General features: G+C 55.2%; 15 protein-coding genes. 5 read left to right on the forward strand and 10 right to left on the reverse strand.

The genetic code is table 11. The features are described from left to right. Positions 1–44 precede the first annotated feature (44 nt). Together PW789_RS19810 and lpdA are read right to left on the reverse strand one after the other, a co-directional pair. Positions 45–2096: a DUF2075 domain-containing protein gene (locus tag PW789_RS19810; protein WP_299380291.1), complete on the reverse strand. Its 2052-nt coding sequence runs from the start codon at positions 2094–2096 to the stop codon at positions 45–47. Positions 2097–2193: 97 nt separating this feature from the next. After that, positions 2194–3615 carry a dihydrolipoyl dehydrogenase gene (lpdA, locus tag PW789_RS19815; RefSeq protein ID WP_299380294.1) on the reverse strand — a complete coding sequence of 474 codons (1422 nt, stop codon included), beginning with the start codon at positions 3613–3615 and terminating at the stop codon, positions 2194–2196. Positions 3616–3900: 285 nt separating this feature from the next. On the opposite strand from lpdA, the gene PW789_RS19820 reads away from it, so the two are divergent. Then, on the forward strand, positions 3901–4170 hold the full coding sequence (locus tag PW789_RS19820) for a DUF2277 domain-containing protein (protein ID WP_299380297.1): 270 nt from the start codon (positions 3901–3903) through the stop codon (positions 4168–4170). Between the two features lie 21 nt (positions 4171–4191). Here the strand turns inward: PW789_RS19820 and PW789_RS19825 are convergent, their stop codons facing one another. The 4 genes from PW789_RS19825 to PW789_RS19840 all read right to left on the reverse strand — a co-directional run bounded on the left by PW789_RS19825 (position 4192) and on the right by PW789_RS19840 (position 9068). After that, positions 4192–5121 carry a glycosyltransferase gene (locus PW789_RS19825; protein ID WP_299380300.1) on the reverse strand — a complete coding sequence of 310 codons (930 nt, stop codon included), beginning with the start codon at positions 5119–5121 and terminating at the stop codon, positions 4192–4194. A 134-nt stretch (positions 5122–5255) separates the two neighbouring features. Next, a complete protein-coding gene (locus PW789_RS19830; RefSeq protein WP_299380303.1) occupies positions 5256–6455 on the reverse strand; it encodes an acyltransferase in 1200 nt (399 codons plus the stop codon). 55 nt (positions 6456–6510) lie between these two features. Continuing rightward, positions 6511–7611, reverse strand: coding sequence for a glycosyltransferase family 2 protein (locus PW789_RS19835; protein ID WP_299380306.1), 1101 nt, complete (start codon positions 7609–7611; stop codon positions 6511–6513). After that, positions 7608–9068, reverse strand: a complete 1461-nt coding sequence (locus PW789_RS19840; RefSeq protein ID WP_299380309.1) for a flippase — start codon at positions 9066–9068, stop codon at positions 7608–7610. Before PW789_RS19840 ends, PW789_RS19835 begins: the two co-directional genes overlap by 4 nt. A gap of 463 nt (positions 9069–9531) precedes the next feature. On the opposite strand from PW789_RS19840, the gene PW789_RS19845 reads away from it, so the two are divergent. Continuing rightward, positions 9532–10626, forward strand: coding sequence for an acyltransferase (locus tag PW789_RS19845; RefSeq protein WP_299380312.1), 1095 nt, complete (start codon positions 9532–9534; stop codon positions 10624–10626). Between the two features lie 54 nt (positions 10627–10680). On the opposite strand, the gene PW789_RS19850 is transcribed toward PW789_RS19845, so the two are convergent. Next, complete coding sequence (locus PW789_RS19850) at positions 10681–12219, reverse strand: hypothetical protein (RefSeq protein WP_299380315.1); 1539 nt, start codon at positions 12217–12219, stop codon at positions 10681–10683. A 510-nt stretch (positions 12220–12729) separates the two neighbouring features. On the opposite strand from PW789_RS19850, the gene PW789_RS19855 reads away from it, so the two are divergent. From PW789_RS19855 to PW789_RS19865, 3 genes are all read left to right on the forward strand, one after another. Beyond that, the gene (locus PW789_RS19855; protein ID WP_299380317.1) at positions 12730–14910 is read left to right on the forward strand and encodes a DUF1800 family protein; all 2181 of its coding nucleotides are present in this window, start codon (positions 12730–12732) and stop codon (positions 14908–14910) included. 20 nt (positions 14911–14930) lie between these two features. Then, on the forward strand, positions 14931–16277 hold the full coding sequence (locus PW789_RS19860) for a DUF1501 domain-containing protein (RefSeq protein WP_299380320.1): 1347 nt from the start codon (positions 14931–14933) through the stop codon (positions 16275–16277). A gap of 533 nt (positions 16278–16810) precedes the next feature. Then, complete coding sequence (locus PW789_RS19865) at positions 16811–17863, forward strand: acyltransferase (protein WP_299380323.1); 1053 nt, start codon at positions 16811–16813, stop codon at positions 17861–17863. Between the two features lie 56 nt (positions 17864–17919). On the opposite strand, the gene PW789_RS19870 is transcribed toward PW789_RS19865, so the two are convergent. The 3 genes from PW789_RS19870 to PW789_RS19880 form a co-directional block, all read right to left on the reverse strand. Further along, positions 17920–18780, reverse strand: coding sequence for a glycosyltransferase family 2 protein (locus tag PW789_RS19870; protein WP_299380326.1), 861 nt, complete (start codon positions 18778–18780; stop codon positions 17920–17922). Positions 18781–18878: 98 nt separating this feature from the next. Further along, positions 18879–20378, reverse strand: a complete 1500-nt coding sequence (locus PW789_RS19875) for a hypothetical protein (protein ID WP_299380328.1) — start codon at positions 20376–20378, stop codon at positions 18879–18881. Between the two features lie 38 nt (positions 20379–20416). Next, entirely contained in the window at positions 20417–21478 is a 1062-nt protein-coding gene (locus tag PW789_RS19880) for an acyltransferase (protein WP_299380330.1), read from the reverse strand. Positions 21479–21480: the final 2 nt, after the last annotated feature.

Consider the following 21480-nt stretch of genomic DNA (forward strand, 5'->3'; position numbering starts at 1 on the left):
CTTCTATTATCCGCCTAAGGCAAAGTTGATGACGAAACAACGCGTTATGCGAACAAGCCCGTTTCGATTTGTTGGTCATCGCTCTTTGTCCCCATGTCTGCATCAAGCGGCAATACGCCACTACGAAGAAGAAAGCGGGCAGTCGCGTCGAACTCCTCCGGCGCATTTGTTGGATCATCTGTCGATCCGCGCGGCACAAAGATGACCATCCCTTGCCGCGCGCGTGTCAGCAGCACGCGGTAAGCGTTCTTACGGTAGCTCCTCTTCTCTTCATTCTTCATGATGTTCCATTTGCTTGGAGCACCATGGCGCAGCGCACGTAGCTGCCACTGCTTTGCTATCCACACCATATCGCCACCCCAGCAGAGTCCAATCCAGTCCAGCTCCAGTCCCTGAATCTCAAACTCCGTAGCAAAGACTTCACAGCAATAGCTCGAGCGAACATCATTCGGGCCGGCAAGATACCAATGCTCCCACGCGTATTCCGCGTGAAACGATGAGCTTGGCTCCAAGCCCTCCGCACGCAACCTGGCTGCACCCGATGACCCAACTAAACAGTATCGATTGTCACCACGTCGTTGTGCATGCAGCTTCCTCCGGAGCGTATCGAGGCTGCGGGTAAGAAAGATTGGGAAACGCTGCGTGACACCAATCGCTGCGGCTCCATCAGCATCTCCATCAAGGACGCAGTTCACCCAACTCGCCAGCTTCTCCGCTCGCAAACTGCGGTTTGAAGTGCGCAGATGAAGGTGTGGATTCGTGATAACAGTACAGTCGCTCGCTGCGTCTTCAAACAACTTGTGGCCAGCGGTCGAAGGCCCTCCTTGAAGCACTTCTGGCGATGCATAAATAGTCCACTTCTTCCTGCTGCTACGCAGAGCGCGCCCCCACTCCTCGAGCCCCGCTTCACCATCGTTGATCTCCTGGCCGCCACCCACCAGTGCCACAACAAAAGACCAGTCCTCATGTCGTTCCATAATGCGGAGCAGCATCTCCGGTTCGGAGTAATCGCGCTGAAATTTCTTCATGTTTTGCGCACGATTCCATGCCCTTTGCGCTTCATCAAAAACGATGGCGTGATTCGATGGAGCACCTTGATCTCTGTCGGTATAGTTCTTTGCAAACACATGAACGTTTTCGATCAACGTCCGCGCATGTTCCTTGGCCTCATGCGCTCGAGTCCCCTGGCGTTGACTCTCCTGCGCGAAGAGATGCTGTAACACCTTTACCAGCGGACCATTTCCACTCATGAAGTGAATAGGGTTCTCTTTGTTCTCGCTCGCGTGAGCGAGCCCCAGGCCCACCAGTGTCTTTCCCGAACCCGGCACGCCGGTAAGAAAACAGATACCGTGTCGCTGCTGCTCTCGCGCTATGTTCATGTAGTCCTGAATTGTCTCCCGGACGGCTTCAATCTCGTGTTCCGAGGCCTCTGACTTGGCAATCGCTCCGATGGATAGGCCGTTCCGCAGTGCAAGCGCGGCGTCGATGATACTCGGCACAGGAAAGTACGGACTGCTCTCCCATTCCGACACCGCAATCTGTCCCGTTGCATGCCGCTCGATGTTCAACAGGAGTGCCGGCAGATGCTCCCACGAACAGCTCGTCACAGGAGCAATCCAGTACGAGGACGTCTGAGGATAAAACTCCTGCTGATTTAGGGCCAGGTAATCAGGCGCCGATGCCCCAGCTAATACGAGCACCGGTACAATCTTCCGCTTGTCGGAGGCCTTGTGAAAGTAGTGCAACAAAAGTGCATACGTCTCTGCCTGTTGCTTTGCGCCTGCGCCCGCCTCACTCGTCTTCGCTTCGACGATCACGATCGTGTCCCGAACCAGCACAACGACATCAATTCGTCGCGCCTTCCGCGGCACGTCAAACTCCAGCACCACTCCCCACCCGGTAGCCGTCGCGGACTGCTGCATGCATTCCCCGAGGGTTTGTCGCAACGATCGAAGATCGCGCTCCCAGGTCAGTGTCTGATCCACAAACTGGGCAGTGAAGCCTTCGTGCGCGTATGCCGTCGACAATCTCGCCAGCAACGTATCAAACGATTCCGATAAGAACTGCGCCGCAGTAGAAAAGTAAAAGGAGGCCATAAGACAAGGTTGGAGGCCAGGATATCAACCATCTCGCATGCACCTGCAAAAGAAAAGGCGGCCCGAAGGCCGCCTCTTTATGCATCAGTCTATGCCACTAAACGTTGATCGCCTTACCCTCAACGCTCGAGAACGCATCCAGCAGTGCCTCCGCAACCGTCGGGTGAGCGTGGATGGTGAACATCATCTCCTCCACCGTCGCCTCCAGCTGCATCGCCGTCACGGCCTCTGCGATGATCTCCGTCGCATACGGTCCGATGATGTGTACGCCGAGAATCTCGCCGTACTTCGCATCCGCGACCACCTTCACGAAGCCGTCATGTGCATCGAGAATCGTCGCCTTCGAGTTGCCGACGAACGGGAACTTGCCGATCTTGACCTGGTAGCCCTTCTCCTTCGCCTGCGCTTCGGTGAGGCCGACGCTGCCGATCTGCGGCTCCGTGTACGTGCAGCCCGGGATACGCAGCCGGTTGATCGGCTTTGCATACTGCCCGGCAATCTTCGCCGCCACCACCAGACCCGCCATCGCACCCACGTGCGCCAGCTGCGGCATGCCGCCGACGATATCGCCGATCGCATACACGCCCGGCTCCGTCGTCTCCATCCACTCATTGGTCATCACAAAGCCGCGCTCTGGCTTGATCGACGTCTTCTCCAGGCCAATGCCCTCCGTGCGCGGCGAGCGGCCAACGGCCATCAGCACCTTCTCGGCTTCCTTCACCTGCGGCTTACCGTTCGAGTCCGTCCAGGTGACCTTCACGCCGCCCTTGGTCTTCTCGATCTTGGTGTCCTTGATCGACAGGTTCACGTCGATGCCGCGCTTCTTGAACTGGCGCAGCAGCTCCTTCGACACGTCCTCATCCTCCACCGGAACCAGCCGCGGCAGCACTTCGAGGATCGTTACCTCCGCGCCAAAGCTCTTGAAGATCGACGCAAACTCAACACCCACCGCACCCGAGCCGATCACGATCAGCGACTTCGGCGCCTCGGCGATCTTCAGAATCTCGTAGTTGGTCAGGATCGTGTCATCCGGCTTGTAGCCCGGCAGAACGCGCGCATCCGACCCCGTGGCCAGCACAACCTTCTTCGCCTTGATGGTGTCAGTCTTGCCGTCGGCCAACTTCACGCTGATGGTGTGAACGCCGTCCTTCGCCGAACCGGTCAGCGTGCCGAATCCCTTGAAGGTCGTGATCTTGTTCTTCTTCATCAGGAAGTCGAGCCCCTTGGTGTGACGCGTGATCACGTCGTCCTTGCGGGCCATCACGTTCTTCCAGTTCAGCTTCGGCGCCGAGACGCCGTCGATACCGTAGGTCTCGCCATGCTTCAGATGGTCCCAGATCTCCGCCGTAAACAGCAGCGCCTTGGTAGGAATGCAGCCCCAAAGCAGGCAAGTGCCGCCGAGTCTGTCATTTGCATCGACCAACGCTACCTTCAAACCGTACTGCGCCGCGCGGATGCCGCAGGTATAACCCGCCGGGCCGCCGCCAAGAACCACAACGTCAAAGATCGTATCTGCCAAAGCACTCTCTCCTTCTGTATACCCCTGACATTTTAGAGTACCGAAGCTGTCAAGGGCTTAAACGACCGATACCCGCACGGAGAGGCCATCCCCGGCGGGTATCGGTCGTTCTGTCAGTTAGTTGCCGTACGTCGCGTCCATATACCCCACGCGAGCCGCCATCCACGTCTTCAGGTAGACGATCTCGCCTTGATATGTCCCCTCAGCCACCTCATTCGGCACGCCATTCTGCTGTGAACCGCCCGAACACGATAAAGTGTTGGCGAAGAGGGGGAGGACACACCCATGTGCCGCAACATCAGAATGCTCTTTAACTTCGACCCGCCCGTCACCGACGACGAGATCCACGCCGCCGCCCTGCAGTTCGTCCGCAAGATCAGCGGCTTCAACAAGCCCTCGAAGGCAAACGAAGAGGCCTTCCAGCAGGCCATCGACGAGATCGCCCAGACCTCCGCCAAGCTCCTCGCCGCCCTCGAAACCAACGCCGCACCAAGAAACCGCGAAGAAGAGGCCGCACGCCTCAGGGCCCGCAGCGCGCTCCGCTTCCAGAGCTGAACCAACGAGGTCACCCGGAGACTATGCCGGCCTTTCGCCTGTCTTCACCGAAATATTGGCAAAACCCCGGTAGTTGCCCCAGGCCATCACCGCATCGACCAGCGGCCAGCCAATCGGAGCCCCCTTGGGGCGATAGAACACAGATAGCGGCAGCTTGATGGCGTCTTTGGCAATACGAAGCAGGGTCACGCGCAGAAGCTGTCTCCGCTTCCTGTCTCCCGTAGGGTCGCCGAAGATCGAGCCATGCTTTTGCGCCAGAATAAAGTTCCGCTCACCATACTTCAGGCGATGCTCATACAGCTCTGCCAGAGTCACGGGGTTACGATGCACCACAACGGCTTCGGGAACGAAGCCGAATCGATACCCCGCGGCGGAGAGCCTGAGCCCCAGATCCGTGTCATCGTGTCCTGCGCTCGCATCGAAGCCACCGATCTCCTCTACCGCCGCTCGATTGAAGATCGCGTTCGGCGTAGCGGTATAGCGAACCTTATTTCCAGGATCTGACAGATCGGGCTGCGCCACCCAGGCTGGCTGGTGCCGCTCCACCAGCGTCCTCAGCCGATAAGGCCTTACATAGCCTCCAAGAGCCCCTGTGTTTTCCGGAGCTTCCTCCATGGCATCGATCAGCCGGGCCATCCACTGCGGATCGGCCACGCAGTCACTGTCAATGCTGAGAACCCACTGACCCTTGGCAGCAGCAAATCCCGCATTGCGCGCGTTGCCGGACCCCTTTTCAAGGGCGCGAACCAGCTTTACCTGCGGGAAGCGTTCCGCAATCCACTCCCAGCTACCGTCCGTCGAGCCGTTGTCGGCCACGATGACTTCGAAGCGCTCGCGAGGATAGCTTTGCGCCTCCACGCTTTCCAGAGTGTCCCCAATCGTGCCACGCGAGTTATAGCAGGGCATGACGACTGAGACGAATGGTTTCAGAGGTTTAGTGGTGGAGTTCATGGTGCTCGCTGGGGCAAATGAGATGGACCATTGCAGCTAGCTTAGCAGCCGGACTCCCTCGTCACTACGCGCCAGCCGCCGAAAACTGGCAGATACTTGCCCTGCCGAAGAGCCCTGACAGGGCTCACTCGCTACTAATTCAGCGTCGGCTCGCTGACCTGCACTGCGGGGAAGTGACGGTCTTTCCATCGAAGCATTGGCTTCTCAATAAAGTGCCACGAAAGCCATGCGGAGAGAATCGTCAACACCACTGACAGCAGTGCCTGCGGAATCTCATAAGGCCGCTTGAGGGCTGCCATGAAGACTCGATTGACCAGGAACGCGACGATCATATGAAACAGATACATCGCATAGCTGATGGTTCCGATAAATTGGAACGGCCTCGTACGTAGTAGTCGGCAGACCCACCACTCTGTATTTGCGCGCATGACAAGCAATCCCACCAGGCTGGTCGCCGCAATAGAGATCAGGCCCAGCCCGATGCTGAGAAACAGCGGCGATTGCCGGAGGTCGGCTCCCGGCGCAGGCCGCAGGACGATGACGATAAGCGCCAGAAGGCATACGGAAACCAGAGCGACAATCTGCAGACCGCGTGTCATCCGAAGCTTGCCGTACATCTCGCGTATATCGAACATGTCGAAGAGCATTGCGAGGAACGCCCCATAAAGTAGAGCGTCGAGCCGCGTAAAAATACAGAAGTATGCGGCTTGCTCGCCGTACTGCATGCGAAGCCAGGCCGACACAAGGCAAACCGCAATCCCAACGCCGATTGCGACATTCCTATTGAAATGAAGAACCACCGGGGCCCAAAGCAGGTAGAAGTACTCCTCCACCGAAAGTGACCAGTAGATTGTCGTCGCGGCGGATAGCTTGGGATCCAGGCCGACCTCCGCCACCGTCAGATGCGGGAAAAGCGTAGGAATATGCGTCAGGTAATAGCCGAGGTGAGTCAACAGGCCGCGGAAGAACTCAAGGTCTTTAGGAGAGATCGCCTGCAGGAACAACAGCTGATGCAGCAGAAACTCTCCCGGATGAATAGCGTGTTTTGCGATAAGCCCCAACAACAATACGGCCGCGGTCGCAACAAGATACGGTGGCGCAATGCGGATCATGCGGCGCGAATAAAACGTCTTGTACGCTTGCTGCTTGCCACGCAGACCAAGAAGGATCTTCGTGATCAGATACCCGGACAGAGCAAAGAAAATGTCGACGCCAACCCATCCATAGGTGGGCAATTTCCAGAGCATATGCGAGAAGCCCGCATAATGAACGCCGAAGACCAGGAAGATAGCGATAGCGCGGAGACCGTCGAGCTCGACAATTCTTCTGTTCATACCAGGAAATTCACCACCATTGAATCCTTCGATAAAGAAGGTCGTATTTAGCCACTCACCGCTTCAGCAGTGAACCGGAGCGAAAGACTCCAAATGCAAAATCACGCGCCATGCCGCGCATCGGTGAGCGGCGAGGATACTGCCCGGTGCGGCCGGAACGTAATGCAGGAACGGCATATCCACCCGATGCAGTGAGCTTGAGAAACGCACCCAGGCGAGCCGGAAGGCCGGCATCCGTGTCAAAGATCCGTGCGCGCACGCGGTTGGACTTTGCGCCGCGCTCGAGAATGCGTGCTGCCTTGTGCGCCAGAGGAGCAGTTCCTTCCGCAAGGGGATGGGCTGCAAGACCATCAAGATATTCGACAGCGTGCTCCTCGATCATTGCCCGCTGGAGGTCGTTGCGTGGCCTGGATGCACCAGCAAGCGAATCACCCAGCCCGGTTGCGATGCCTCCCATCACGTTGTTGCCGTGCTGCCGGTACAGTGCCAGCGCATCCGGAAGCAACACGACACCACCGAAGATCGTTCCAAGAAACCAGATCCAGCGATCGTGGGACATCGGTTCTTCTCCCGGAAGCGAGCAGAAGCGATCGTGATTGTTCGCTACCTGCAACAGCTCGCGTCGAAAGACCATGGCATAGCCATACGACCCCTGCAGCGGATGAAGGGCGCATGGCTCAAATGCCTCGCGTCGTGGATAGTCGGGGATGCGGCGGCCGCTGCGCTCCTCGCCCCCTTCCCAGAGTTCTCCGGAATGGACACACAGCTTCACGCCGGGGTCGCGGAAGGTCTCCGCACAGATCTCCAGCTTGTTCTCCATCCACACGTCGTCCTGATCGCAGAAGGAGATGAGATCGCCCCTGCAAAGCTCGACTGCCTTGATGAAGTTGTCGCCGTACCCAAGCCGCGTCTCATTGCGATGAAAACGAACCGCAAAGGGGGCGGTGCGGGCAAATGCAGCGACGACCTCTGCCGTCTCGTCGCTGGATTGGTCGTCTGTGATGACGATCTCCATCGGCAGACGCGTTTGACGCGCCAGGCTATCGAGTTGATCCCGAAGAAAGCGCGCGCCATTGTAGGTAGCCATGCAGATAGAGATACTTCGCTCCGCGACTGCCTTGGATGAATAAGCGCCCGCGTCCGCGGAAGAGGTCATGCAACCACCTCTTGTGAGGGGCCCTTTGAACCAAACTTCAACCGCAGCAATTTGCCGACTGCGGGGCTAATCCTGAGGGACCAAACAATCGAGACCGCAATGATCGCAAGCTCGATGAGTGTGCGCACCGAAAGAATCTTTTGCGGCGGGAAGACGGCTGCCAGCAACACCAGGCCAAGGCCAGTCAGCACGCGCGTCCATCCGTTGATCTTGCTGCCGACGGCGAACAGCAGGGCGGAGTCAATCGCCATGCGGAAGGTCCACGCCCATGCCGCTCCAATCAGACCGAAAAAATGCAGTCCCAGCCACAACACACCGAGAAAGGGAACCAGTTCAATGGCATGAAACTTCGCCACCACATCGGGCTTCTCCATCGCCTGCAGCTGGCCGTACGGAATGTAACCGAGGGCGTTGAGCCATATTCCAATCAGCAGTACGACGCCGACTCCCCAGGAATGATCCGCAAAGCTGCTTCCGACCCACAGCCGCATGAAGATAGGCATGGAGGCGATGCCAATCACACAGATCGGCGTCATGACCGCCGCCAGTGCTGCCACCGCGCTGTAAGCCAGCTTGCCGCTCTCTTCTGGAGTGCTCGCCTGGCTCAGCCTCGGGAACAGGCTGGTCTGCAATGACCCTGGAATAACCGATGCGCGACTGACGAGGTTGAACGGCACGGAGTAAAAGGCAACAGCTTGTGCGTTCAGCACGCTGCCCACCAGCATGCGATCGGCAGTTGTCAGAATCGGATTCAGAAGATTGGTGACAGTAATCCAGCCGCCGTAAGAGAACAGTGGCTTGACCAGCCTGCGGTCGTACCCACCGCCCTTGAAAAGCGGCATCGCCGTCCACAAGGTAAAGCAATAAGGAGCGGCAGACACGATGCGTGTGATCAGTACTGCTGCAATCAGCCATTCCAGGTTAGGCCCGTGGAACTTGGCCACCGCCAGCGGCACGATCTGCGAAAGTATGGCGCCCACGACACCCACAATGTTGTAGGAAGCGAAGCGCTCGCGCGCCTGCACGGCGCCGCCGATCATTCCGGTTACGATGGAGATCGGCACCGAGGAGGCAAGCCAGGGCAGGCTGGCCATCACCTCTGCCCGCATGTTCTCCGGCATCTTGAACGTCGTCATGAAGACCGGCCGTGCAGCAAGATAAACCGCGATCCCGCCAACCAGACCGAATCCCAGATTCACCAGCAGTGCCGTCCAGAAAACGCTCTCGCGTTCCTTCGTCTGCTCCGGCTTATGAAGCCGCGCAATGTGGTACGTTGCAGCGCGGCTGATGCCGGGATCGAAGAGGCCAAAGTATCCCAGGAAAAGCCAGACCAGAGCCAGAACGCCGTACCGCGCATCCCCAATCGTACGCAGGTAGATTGGAACGGTCACCATACCGATAAACATGGGGAGGATGGAACCAAGAAGGTTGTAAAGGGTATTTCGTTTTAGGCTCATGGGCTGATATCAGTCTAACCGGATTTTGGCGCCTCACGAGCCGGCTTCCGAAAGAGCCGGCCGACCATAATATGGTGACCAACATCGTTAATAATGTGGCAGGAGCGCATCATACATAGGCAATTCAGTCTGCAGCGCAGCACAACTGATGCGCCTATGGATCAGTCCTGAAAAGCTATTTGTTTCACGACGAGCCTGTTCAGGATCCGTAGCGCCCCACTTCAAAGCACCCCTTCGTCTTGATAAACGGCTATAGATTGAGCAGTGTGCAGCCGCTCGTTTTTGCCGCAGCAAACCAGTGCGATCAGAACATTTTGAGATAAATGAATATTCTGCATAATCTTCATTTAAATGCGGGTTACGTTCGCCAGACGAGATAGTGCATCGCTCATCTTGCTAGAGATATTCACCAGCCGTGAGAAACTGACAGAAGAAAGCAACTCCCCTTTAAGTAGGTACATGCATGACCGGAGCCGTTCTGGAACATTCCCGGATGCGCACTGAGAGCAGCCAGCGATTTTATCGTCCTGAACTGGATGTCCTGCGCTTCTTCGCGTTCCTCCTTGTTTTCATGTATCACGCGATTTCACCGACGGCGCATCTGCCCTTTTTATTGGGGTTACTCAAGGACGCGGGTTCGTTCGGGGTTCCTATCTTCTTCCTGCTGAGCGCCTACTTGATCACAGAGCTGCTTCTCCGTGAGAAAGCGAAATCAGGAACGATCTCACTACGGCGTTTTTACGTCCGCCGCATTCTTCGCATCTGGCCGCTCTACTTTGGTTTTCTTTTTTCTGCCTTCGCGCTTGGCCAGCTGATTCACCGGCCTGAGTTGCACTTCGCCCCGATCACACTACTTGGCGCAATCCTCATGGCGGGCAATTTCATGCAGGCCGCTGGCTACAATATGGGCCTTGCTTCAATGCTCTGGAGTATCAGCGTAGAAGAACAGTTTTACCTGCTCTGGCCATTTCTGGCACGTATCCTCACTCGCGAGCGAGTGGTACTCGCCGGTGCAACGATCTGGGTTATTTCGCAGATCATCACCGCAGCCATGATTTATCACCACGTCCCTTACTACAATGCCCAATGGTATTCGTCCTTCCCGCACTTTCAGTACTTCGGGCTGGGCATCATGATGAGCGCCTATCGGCCACGAGCGCTGCCGATTGTGGCTCGCATCCTTATGGGCATCGCAGGATTCTTTGTACTCGTTGCCGCAGGATCCATTGCTGGACCTTATTTTGTCTTTCCCACCGCCGGGATCGGCGCCTTACTCATCTTTCTCGCGTTTCTCGGCTTCCCCATGGCAGCGGAAGGACCACTGCAAAGTCTAGGCAAGATCTCCTACGGGCTCTACGTTTTTCATGGCTCGGCGCTCTTAATCACACATGTCCTGTCGCACCGCCTTCCGTACTTTCGAGAGCATCCTGCCTGGCTCGTATACACCCTGTCCTTGCCGCTAACAATCCTGTTTGCATCGCTCTCTTACCGCTATTGGGAATTGCCCTTCCTGCGTCTCAAAGAGCGTTTTGAGGTCGTCAAGTCCCGGCCTGCATAGATGGCGCCTGGAAGTATTTTTCTCCTGTTACTTCATTGGCTTCCGCTCTGAAGCTCAGGCCACATTCTCAATCATGGGCTTCGCTTTGCGGCCGTCCCAAAGTTGCTGGAGAAACACAACAGCGATCACAGCAACCAGGCTTTGCGTTTCAAACCGGTAGCGCATGTTCTCGTTTACCTCTACCAGTGCCACTAGAAAAAATGCATAGTTCACCGTGGAGGAGAGCAACAAGCACAGGAGTTTTCGATCCTGATCCTTCCGCCAGAATGATTCCTTCTGCAGAGTCAACAGAAACGCAAGAATGACGAGCTCTCCTAGAACCGCGCCGATACAAAGTTTGGCGAGAAGATCGGAACCTGAGTGCCCGCCTTCCACATTTGACGCGCTATCAGAGTGGTTCTTAGGAGCAAAAACATTGCAGCAGAATCGATTAGCCCACACGTCGACTCCTGCCAGCTTCTTATACTGCGACTCGCTCTCTCCACCACGAAACATCAGATAATCTGAGGCAGGCTCAAAATATTGCACAATCCCGTGCATCACGGCCACTGCATACACTTTGGGCGCATGTTTGAAGAGAAAGACATCGTCTTTGAGCTCTGCATCATGCATACGCAGCATGGACAGGGAGTTCCAATTGGGATCGCCACCAACCGATTTCGTCACAGCATCGAGCTCAGGAAAACCCGTTGGTGCAGCAGGCCAGTGACGTCTCAGCTCCGTCGGCAGATCAGAACCGTCATTACGAAATGTCTGAATCTGGCCCTGAGCAACGAAGCCATCGATGATGGCTCTGTCTCTCTCCGCATTCCAGTGCTTCGCCAGACTGTAGGGCCCCCACGTGGAAGACGCAAAATGGCGGAATAGAAGATAGTTCTTTGCCGGCCACAGAAGAGATATCCCTACACAGATGGCCCCCGCTGTCACGATCTGCCGTCGATTGGAAGGAATGTAAAAGAACAAGATTCCAAACAGCAGGATCACCCACGGCCATTGATAACTGGACCGAAGCAGGGTGAGGCAGCCCATTAGGAAGCAGATACAGGCAATGGAAACAGAAGAGCGACGCTGCACATAGGAAACAATGGCAAGCGCGATCAGACAATGCAGACTTGAAACAAGCGCTGTATACAATCCATCGAAGTCAAAAGCGATAACCGTTGGATTGAGGAGCAATGCTGCACTTACGAGATAGGCGATGCCTAAACGGACGCGCAGCTTAACAAGAATGATGAAAACAGAGACGAAGGAAAGAAAGCTGAGCACAAACTGGATGGCAAGCAACAGGGAGCCATATCGCGAACCACCAAACTTTAAACACATGCCCACCAGAGCATTGAAGAGCGGTGGCTGTCCGTGAAGATGAACGAGCCCTCGCCAAAGGTGATGACGCAGGATATCGAGATCGAGCAGCTGCCACGACGCAGGATGCTGTGTGACTAGATAGTGAAAGCCATACCGCATTGCAATTCCACGGCTACCGAAGAACAGTATTGCGAGCCCTGCAATGGATAACCAGTTTTCCGCATACAGGGCTTTGTTGCCCTGTGAAGGCACCCTCGAACGGTCTACCTGAAGAATGGCGCCTGACAATCTGTGCCTCTAGCTCGCCGGATTTTACTGGGTCGATCTCAGTGTAGCGCAGTCAGCGTCTCATCTGATTATTTTTGGTCGCCCGGTCAGGCGCTCTTGAATTCAATCAGATTCAGCAATACGCACACTGAGCGTTATTGGGTGCATACGTGAGCTGCACAGCGACTCATAACCTCGCTCGCGCAGCCAGGTTCACTGCCACTCCTGCAGCCCTTACTGGATCATCTGCGAGAGCATCTCATCTTATTATGCGATTGATATCGCGTGGGTAAATACCACTTTACGGGGAGGGAATTGTTTCGCTCCGTCATTGCAGCGACGTGAACTCACGCTTCCATCGATCTCCGCAATGTGCCCTCTTACACCTGTATCAAAACTGGTCTTATTCCAGACAGAATCCTTGTTTTTCAAGAGTCATTCCGCTGCGCCGATGGGTCTACAAGCGCAGCGTGTTCGCATTCCGTGGACTGCTTTGACAGAGACTCGTGAACCGGCGCAAGGAGTACTTGTGTGCGACGGAACACGACTCATTCCTGGCTCACTGCCATAACCACTCTCGCCTTCATCACGCCCTTTTCAGGCTGCGGAGGTGGCAACCCATCAGCCCCCTCTTCCACGTCAGCGAGCAGCTCCCCCGTTGGTTCCTCATCAAAGCCGACGACCATCGCAGTCGCAGGTCCCACCTCAGTAATTGCAGGCGCGCCACAGCAGTTCAAAGCGACGGTGGCCAACAGCACCTCGGCCGTGCAGTGGCAAGTGAACGGAGTCGCCGGCGGTTCGTCGACTGTTGGATCAATTACCAGCAGCGGTATTTACACCCCACCTTCAATCGTTCCATCGCCAAACATCATCACCATCTCTGCCGCGATTGGTGCAGCAAATGGAAAGCTTGGCGTCACCGTCATGCAACCTGTTCCGACGATCTCTTCGGCCTCCCTCGTCTCCACCGATGGCGGCGCGACGGCATTGCTTACCGTCAACGGATCGTCGTTCAACAATGCTCCAGCGTTGCTGCTTCAGGGATCACCGATGTCCTCTCAGAGCACAGGAACGATTCTGACGGCGATGCTTTCGGCCTCTGCGTTTGGCAAAGGGCCAATCCAGATCGCAATCGAAAACTCCGGGCCAGGCGAACAAACATCCGGGACCACCTCCGTTCCCCTGCAGCTTCAAATGGCGTCGGCACGTGCAGCAGGCCGCCTGCTGGCGCAAAGCACCTTCGGTGCGACCATGCCGCTGATCCGGCAGGTGCAATCCGAGGGTTTGGACGCCTATCTGGATGAGCAGATCAAGGCAACACCAACGGAGTTCGCTCCTCTCGACATCACGGTTGCAGTGCCAGCCTATTGCGATAACAACATCAACTATTGCATCTGGTACAGCTGGTGGCAGCATGCGATGGAATCGCCCGATCAGCTGCGCCAGCGTATTGCATTCGCTCTCACAGACATGTTCGTGGTTGCCGGTCAAAGAGCGGATACGATGCCGACCTACCTCAACGCTCTGTCCGATAACTCCCTTGGCAACTGGCGCCAGCTCATGCACGACGTAACGCTCTCACTTGCGATGGGCGGCTATCTGAATATGTTCCAAAGTGCCAAGCCAACCGCCAGCGACATCGCCAACGAAAACTACGCGCGCGAGTTCATGCAGTTGTTTTCTCTGGGTATCTACCAGATGAACATGGATGGCTCGCTGGACCTGGATGCCTCCGGCAATCCCATCCCCAATTACACGCCTGCACAGATACAGGCCTTTGCGCGGGCTTATACCGGGTGGACCTACCCCGTCCCTGGAGGCGGCCCGGCAAGAAGCTGGACTCAACCGCAGACAGTCTCTCTATCCGGTTTCATGAGCCCCTACGATTCGCAACACGATACCGGATCGAAGGCAATCATCAGTGGCGTGGTCCTGCCCGCGGGCCAGACAGCAGAGCAGGATCTTGATGGAGCGCTGGACGCTATCTTCCAACATCCTTCACTGCCGCCCTTCGTCTGCAAGCAGTTGATTCAGCACCTTGTCACCAGCAATCCGAGCCCCGATTACATCAAGCGAATCGCGCAGGTTTTTGTGGACAACGGGAATGGCGTACGCGGCGATATGAGCGCCGTTGTTCGTGCCATCCTGCTCGATCCCGAGGCGCGGCTATTGGACGATCCGAACGCGTCGCAGCCAGAGTTCGGCCATTTGCAGGAGCCAATCCTTTGGGCCACGGCTGTTACAAGAGGTCTTCAGCCTACCAAATTAGTGGACGGCGCAAACGCTTACCAGGTGCTGGAATACTGGGCCATCACAATGAACGAGACGCCCTTCAATGCCCCTAGCGTCTTCAACTTCTTCTCGCCTTCGAATCAATTGCCGAACTCTACCCTTCTTGCACCCGAATTCGGCATCGAGAACACAGCAACCACAGTACAGCGGCTGCTGGTTGCAGACTGGGTCGTAACTCCCGGCCAGGCAGGCAGTCTTTCCATTGATTATTCGCCGACGGGCACTCTCGGCACTCTGGTGCAAGCCGGCCCCGACCAGTTGCTGGCTTACCTCAACACGGTATTCCTCCACGGAACAATGACCTCCGACATGAGGCAAACCATCGAAGCAGCGATGGAATCTACTTCTGACCCATCACTGAAGGCAAGAACCGCCGTTTACCTCGTCATCACTTCGTCTGCATTCAAGATTATTCGATAAGAAACTGCCGGAGACTATCCATGACTCAACTCTCACGTCGCAATATGCTCAAACTCGCCGCACTGGCAACAGGAAGCCAGGCATTGGGACTGCACTCTCTGGGTGCACTTCCAGCTATGGCACAGACAGTATCTGCAAACGACTACAAAGCGCTCGTCTGCATCTTTCTCGTGGGAGGCAATGACTCAAACAACCTCCTCATTCCTGCTGACCCATCATCTTTCCAGGCCTATCAAACCATCCGCGGCGCACTTGCACTGCCCCAGGAAAACCTGCTCAGCCTGGGGAGCAACGCTTCCGTCATGCTGAATGCAGCCATGCCGAATCTGCAAAATATGTACCAGGCAGGAACGGCCGCTCTGGTGACCAACGTTGGGCCTCTTGTCCAGAACATGACACGCGCTCAATATTTATCGGGCTCCATGCCAGTTCCATTCGCTCTATTCTCGCATCGTGACCAGCAGATCGGCTGGCAGAGCGCGAATCCGGCGACGGAGACCGGCTTGGGCTGGGCGGGATTGGCTGCAGATCAATTAGGTCAGAACGCTGGCGGATCGTTGCCCAGCGTCATCTCTGTTGGGGGAAACCCCGTCTTCATGTACGGCCAGAAAACAACCGGCCTGTCCGTGCTTTCGACAACAACAAGTTTCGCTCCGGAGTGCGGCATGCCCTCAAATGCGTGCGCAGCGCGAATAGATGCCGCACAACAACTTCTTTCGCTGGATAGCGGAGCAATGCTCATTCAGGCGGACAACACGATCGCATCCAATGCTTATGGGTACTTCAGCGATCTTTCATACGCGATGAAAGCAGCTCCCTCGCTGAAGACCATCTTCCCCGCTAACCCATTGGCAACACAGCTATATCAGATTGCTAAGATCATGTCCGTTCGATCATCCATTGGAGCAAATCGTCAGATATTTTTTGCGAGCTTTGGCAGCTTCGATACACACACAGGGCAGCTGCAGGCGCAGACCAAACTCCTCGGGCAGTTGGATAGCGCAATCGCAGCCTTTCAACAAGCGATGGAAGAGTTGAATCTCAGCGAACAGGTGACCGCCTTCAGCATGTCAGACTTCAGCCGTGCCATGGTCCCCAACAGCGCAGGAGGAACCGATCATGCGTGGGGAGGCCACCAATTCGTGTTGGGCGGTGCCGTGAAAGGGGGCCGCATGTACGGCTCCATGCCAACAATGTTGCTCGGTGGACCAGATGACTCCACCAATGACGGGCGATGGATTCCAACCATCTCCGCATCGCAATACACCGCGACTTTGGCGAACTGGTTCGGCATACCCACCGCCAACATGGCCTCAGTGGTTCCAAATATAGGTAACTTTGCTATACGAAATCTCGGTTTCGTATAGTCACTCTCCATGCAAGCGTCTCTGAAATAAGCGTTCACCGCTGAAGCAGGCTTTATGGATCCACACAGATTGAATGTTGCATGACCCACAAGTTGTATTTAAAGATCACGTTGCAAACAGACGTAAGCAATGCGGCAGGAGTTCACCATTCACCAAGCGAATCGCATTACGGGATCTGCTAAGATCATTGAAAATACGATTCAGATCGCAAATCGGTTTTTTGAGCAGCTTATAGGCTTACGATTATCCCCAAATCTGAGCAAAGTCTCCTGTCACGCTGTTACGCAATGCCAAGTGAAGCTGACGCATTAAGTGGGTGCACCATAAGCCGCCATAGCATCGATCGTTGCCTTTTTCTGCAAGCAAAGTTAGCTTTCGACTTTATAAATATTAACCGATGAGATCGATACTCGCGGCGAACTTCTCGACCCCAAACATTCAGATCTCTAACAGTTAGAGCATTTACCGCTAATCGATCTGCCGGCGCAGTCTAAGCAACCTAGATGGCCAATACTCTTGATACAAGGAAGAGAATGCGTAACGCTAGTTTAGATGGAATCCGCGGTATCGCCGTTCTATTGGTCCTCTTTTACCATCATAATTTGCTGAATTTTGGTTGGCTGGGTGTCGATCTCTTCTTTGTTTTGTCTGGCTATCTCATTACGACAATTCTCCGTAAAGAAAGAATGGCTCGTCATTACTGGTCAAGTTATTGGATCAAGCGCGCCACAAGAATTTTTCCACCTCTACTCCTGCTGTTGGCAGCCGCTGCAGTACTAGGTGTCTCTCTGAGCTTGTCGCAAGCGTTCCTTTATCTCGCAAGCGCAGGTGACCTGTTTGCCATACTTCGTCCCCATGTCGAGTCGCTACGACCACTATGGTCACTTGCAGTTGAAGAGCATTTTTACCTGCTGTGGCCGCTCGCTGTATACCATCTCGACGCGAAGACACTGAAGCGGATATGCCTCGCATTAATACTGCTCGATCCTCTTGCGCGCGCGATCATGAGCCTCTTCACGCAAGATTGGCAGATTGTCTACTTTTTGACCCCATTCAGGCTTGATGGTTTAGCTCTTGGATGCTTGCTCGCTCTGCTGTTCGAATCCAATATCGCGATTGAGAGAATTCGCCGGATGAGTTCATCGGCAACAATCGCCTTTGTTTTGGCATGGCTGGCTCTGCGCGTCATCCTTGGACATGGCTTTACGAGAAATAATCCAACACCGGCGTATAACGCTTTCTGCTATTCACTCGTAGCGCTAGCATGTGCGGCAGGGATCAGCTACGTGCTTACCCACCAGCATTCCTTCGTCTCTCGTGTACTTTCATGGCGCCCGATTGCTTATATAGGACTGATTAGCTACGGGCTTTATCTTTATCAGGTACTGATTATTGAAAGCATGCAGCGATGGACTGGAAAATCCGTGCATGCGGTATTCCTCTTGGATTTTCCTGTGTGTTTCGTTCTCGCAGCATTGTCCTTCCGGTTTTATGAATCTCCATTGATAGCCTGGGGAAGAGCAAAGGCGAAGTCACACGCGGAACGGGTTATTCCAAAAAACGCAGAGCAAATATCAGAAGGGTAATTGCGCAATAGCCACATACCATTTGCAGAATGAAGTCATCTGCATACAGGCGTCGTTCATAGACTTGAACGTATACCGTATTGAACCGTAAGCACGCATGCTTTAGTAGCAGCGAGCAATCCCTTGAAACCGTATCGACGGGTGAGCGCCAACGCCAGCTTCGGCGGAGCAAGCATGGAAAACAATAGGAAGCGCCCAACGTTCTTCTGATACCGCAGATAGTCCTTCGCCGTGGTGTACATCCGGGAGGCATCGACTACACTCGCGTACTCCTCCCGATTCACCGGCGATGGATAATGATCCACCCAAAGCTCCGGCTCAAACTCAACGCGGTATCCCAGCGAAGCTGCATGTCGAATCATGTCGATCTCTTCGGAGCCATAGCGAAGCAGCGGATCGAACTGAGCCTTCCGAAATAACTCCATCGGAAAGATACCCGCGTTGATCACCATCGCTTTGAGCTCTCCAGCGGGCTTCACACGCTGATAGCCCCAGAAGTCGGCATTGTGCGGCTCCACGCGAAAACATTCAGAGCTGGAAACATGCTTGAACTCGATGCCGGAGACAAGAGGCTGCGGCAGCTTCTCCGCATTGACCTCGCAGAGACGATAGGCAAGCGGCACGAACGACGGAGGCAGCACGACATCGTCGTCGATAAAACACACAAAGGCGGTCCGAACCGATGCCAGGCAGGCATTGCGATTTGCACCCAGGCCGATTCGGGGACCACGCTGATAGGCTGCAAAAGGAAACTCAGCGACGACAGCCTCCGATGTTCGTCCATCCTGGCCATCGTCGCTGACGATGACCTGATCAGGACGTCGTGGAGAATCCGCAATCGACTGCAGAGCCTTCCGCAGATCCTGCGCACGGTGCCGCGTACAGATACAGATTGCCAGGCTAGAAACATGTGACATCGTCAACGCGCAATCACCTTGAATTGGTTGTAGTAAAAGTCTCTATACCAAGCAAGCCGGCTCGAGAAAGAATTCTGTTGTAACGCGGTTCTTCGAGTCTAGATGGCCTGTGATGGAGTCGCGCTCTTCATCGGAACCGTAACGCTTCCAAAACGGCAGACGATTCCAATCACCAGCCACAGCCATGTGTTTTCTCCATACTTTCCTGCCATAAGCCAACCACCAAGAGTGCAGGCAAGAATACCGGCGATCGGTAACGCAATATTTTGCGGAACGTTTTGGATCAGGTACGAAGCTCGCTTTGCCACGACAACGATAATAAAGATGTACAACAATCCGCCGATCAGTCCCGTTGTCAGGAACATGTCGCTTATATCAATCTCGGAGCTACCCGCCGATGACGAATCTCCGCCCAATTTAGCGGTTGCGAAGGTTGATCCCAAGCCCCTCCCAATTGGGTTGCGAAATCCATCCAGGAGTCCCCCCAGGAGCATCTGGCCATGTAAGTTCGCTGTAGAGTGCTTTGAATCGAAGGGATGGGCAAGCCCCTGCACCTGGTGTTGAGTAGACAGTCCTGCGGCTGTGTTGTCTTTGCTGTCTCCACCCGTGTCTTCAGAACTCGCCGCATGAGTAACAGAAAAAATGAGCGCCCCGAGACCAATCACCAGAGCGAATATCAGCCGAGGAACCCAGACCCTGGAATTGCGGCTACTGACAGTCCAAGCAATAGCCATGCCGAAGACGGAAAGCAGAATCGATGTGCGCGACGATGATAGAAAGAGACCGAAAGCGATCAGGGGAACAAGCAGCAGATAAGGACGTTTCCCCGCGATAAACAATGCCATGGAGGCCACCAGGGACATCGAAAGAAGTCCCATAAACTCCACACCATTGACGGAGAAGCCAACAGCACGAAGAACTCCTGCGCCCAGATACATCGAATGGATATGAGAACCCACTTTATCTAGCCACGCCTGCTGCCAAGGCAAGTATCCGATGTACGTCTGAATGATACCCATCATCGCTGCAATAACACCAAGCGCAACCAGCAGCGCAATCAGGCGACGCAACAACTGCAGCGATCCATACCTCCAGCCGAGCCAAAACCAGCAGATCGGGATCAGATAGGTCATGGCGCCGCCAAAGCCAACGATCAACGGTCCCTGGATCGGATTGAAGATCTCCAGGGTCATGATCACCATCAACCCCAGCATGGCCTTCTGGACAGGATCTCGCAGCTTCAAATCCATCAGGATGGGAGCCACCATGATCAAACTGAATATGGGCGACACCAGCAACAACGGATCGAACGTGGGGATCTCGCCCGTGAAATCCATGATGCGTCGCAAATCACCCAAAAGAAATGCAAACGCCGGCACCACCACCAGACTGAGCGGCTTGTTCCAGTAGACGATAAGAAAGAACAGGGAGAGGTAAATAATCCCTGCCACCAGGTTGTAGCGCCCATGAAATATCAGCCACAACCCGGCGAAGACCGCCGCCATGGTTCCCAAAAGAATCTTTACCGACCGCGGAATCGCAAAGGACCCAAACCGCCCGTCAGATCTTTCTGCTGTAATGCCCGACATAATCTGCATGATGCGATCCCGTTTACCTAGTTAAGTATATGCTGCCGCTATTCCAGGCCCGGCGTCATTGGCAGTGGTGCAGGTTGGGGTTGCAGGGTACGGCGCTTCGCTCCAAGCCCAAGCGCCGCCAGCAAATCAAATCGCTCCAAAATCATATGCAGCGCAAGCGGCAGCACGACCCCGGCTATAGTGCCTGCAATCAACTGGGGAGCCCAGGCAACGACATGGGCACGCTCCAATGCCGCACGCACTGCTGCCGCCACCAGCACATGAAAGATGTAGATCGTCATAGACGCTCGCCCGAGAATGCCAAACCAGTCGGCAAAAGCAGAGGAGCCCTCCACAACCAGATGGCTCAGACTAACCATCAGCACAACGCCGGCTGCCGTCACAGGCCAGGACCAGATAAGCTCAGGCCGACCGTGCGATAGACCGCGACACACATGCGACAGCGCAAGCAACGTTACAAATGAGCACGTCGCCCATGCCAACGCCACGATCCGGTTTGGCTGCCAGCGCATCAACCTCTTGCCGATGAAAATACCGGCCAGATAAAAAGCCAGCGATGGACAGAGCGTTCCCGTCAGGCCATACGGTGAGAGCCTGCCCTGCGCGATCAAAACTGCTCCCCCCACTCCTGCAGCCATCAAAGCTGTCAATAACCCGCGACGCGCTCCCGTAACAAAGGCAAGAAGATGGCAGAAAAATAGAACGAATAGAAACCAGAACTGCTCTACAGGAGCCCAAAGAATTGTGAGTAGTGTGATCGGCGAATGAACCGTGTTCATTGTGCCCTTAGGCGCCAGCAGTTTCAGAGATAGCTGGAACCAGGACCACAGCAAATACGGATACGCAATCGTCATCAACTTGCTCTTCAGGAACGGCCATCGCCCCTTTGAGAGCGACCGATCTACCTGCATACCGGCAAGGATGAAGAACAGCGGCATGTGAAAGGTGTAGATCGTGTAGTCGGAAGCCCAGATGGGATTCGCGGTCGAAAGCATGTGAGCCGCCTGCAGGCCACGCAGCACATGGCCGTACACCACCAGCACAATGCCAATGCCGCGAGCAACGTCAATCCAGGCAATACGCTTTGGGGGAGTGGTCATGC

Source organism: Edaphobacter sp., assembly GCF_028283685.1.
In the GTDB taxonomy this organism is placed as follows: Bacteria; Acidobacteriota; Terriglobia; order Terriglobales; family Acidobacteriaceae; genus Edaphobacter.

Bases quoted from the DNA above. Each gene is read 5' to 3' on its own strand.
- PW789_RS19820 (WP_299380297.1), top strand. From the start codon at position 3,901: ATGTGCCGCAACATCAGAATGCTCTTTAACTTCGACCCGCCCGTCACC.
- PW789_RS19870 (WP_299380326.1), bottom strand. From the start codon at position 18,780: ATGTCACATGTTTCTAGCCTGGCAATCTGTATCTGTACGCGGCACCGT.
- PW789_RS19875 (WP_299380328.1), bottom strand. From the start codon at position 20,378: ATGCAGATTATGTCGGGCATTACAGCAGAAAGATCTGACGGGCGGTTT.
- PW789_RS19840 (WP_299380309.1), bottom strand. From the start codon at position 9,068: ATGAGCCTAAAACGAAATACCCTTTACAACCTTCTTGGTTCCATCCTC.
- PW789_RS19865 (WP_299380323.1), top strand. From the start codon at position 16,811: ATGCGTAACGCTAGTTTAGATGGAATCCGCGGTATCGCCGTTCTATTG.
- PW789_RS19860 (WP_299380320.1), top strand. From the start codon at position 14,931: ATGACTCAACTCTCACGTCGCAATATGCTCAAACTCGCCGCACTGGCA.
- PW789_RS19830 (WP_299380303.1), bottom strand. From the start codon at position 6,455: ATGAACAGAAGAATTGTCGAGCTCGACGGTCTCCGCGCTATCGCTATC.
- PW789_RS19835 (WP_299380306.1), bottom strand. From the start codon at position 7,611: ATGACCTCTTCCGCGGACGCGGGCGCTTATTCATCCAAGGCAGTCGCG.
- PW789_RS19845 (WP_299380312.1), top strand. From the start codon at position 9,532: ATGACCGGAGCCGTTCTGGAACATTCCCGGATGCGCACTGAGAGCAGC.
- PW789_RS19825 (WP_299380300.1), bottom strand. From the start codon at position 5,121: ATGAACTCCACCACTAAACCTCTGAAACCATTCGTCTCAGTCGTCATG.
- PW789_RS19880 (WP_299380330.1), bottom strand. From the start codon at position 21,478: ATGACCACTCCCCCAAAGCGTATTGCCTGGATTGACGTTGCTCGCGGC.
- PW789_RS19810 (WP_299380291.1), bottom strand. From the start codon at position 2,096: ATGGCCTCCTTTTACTTTTCTACTGCGGCGCAGTTCTTATCGGAATCG.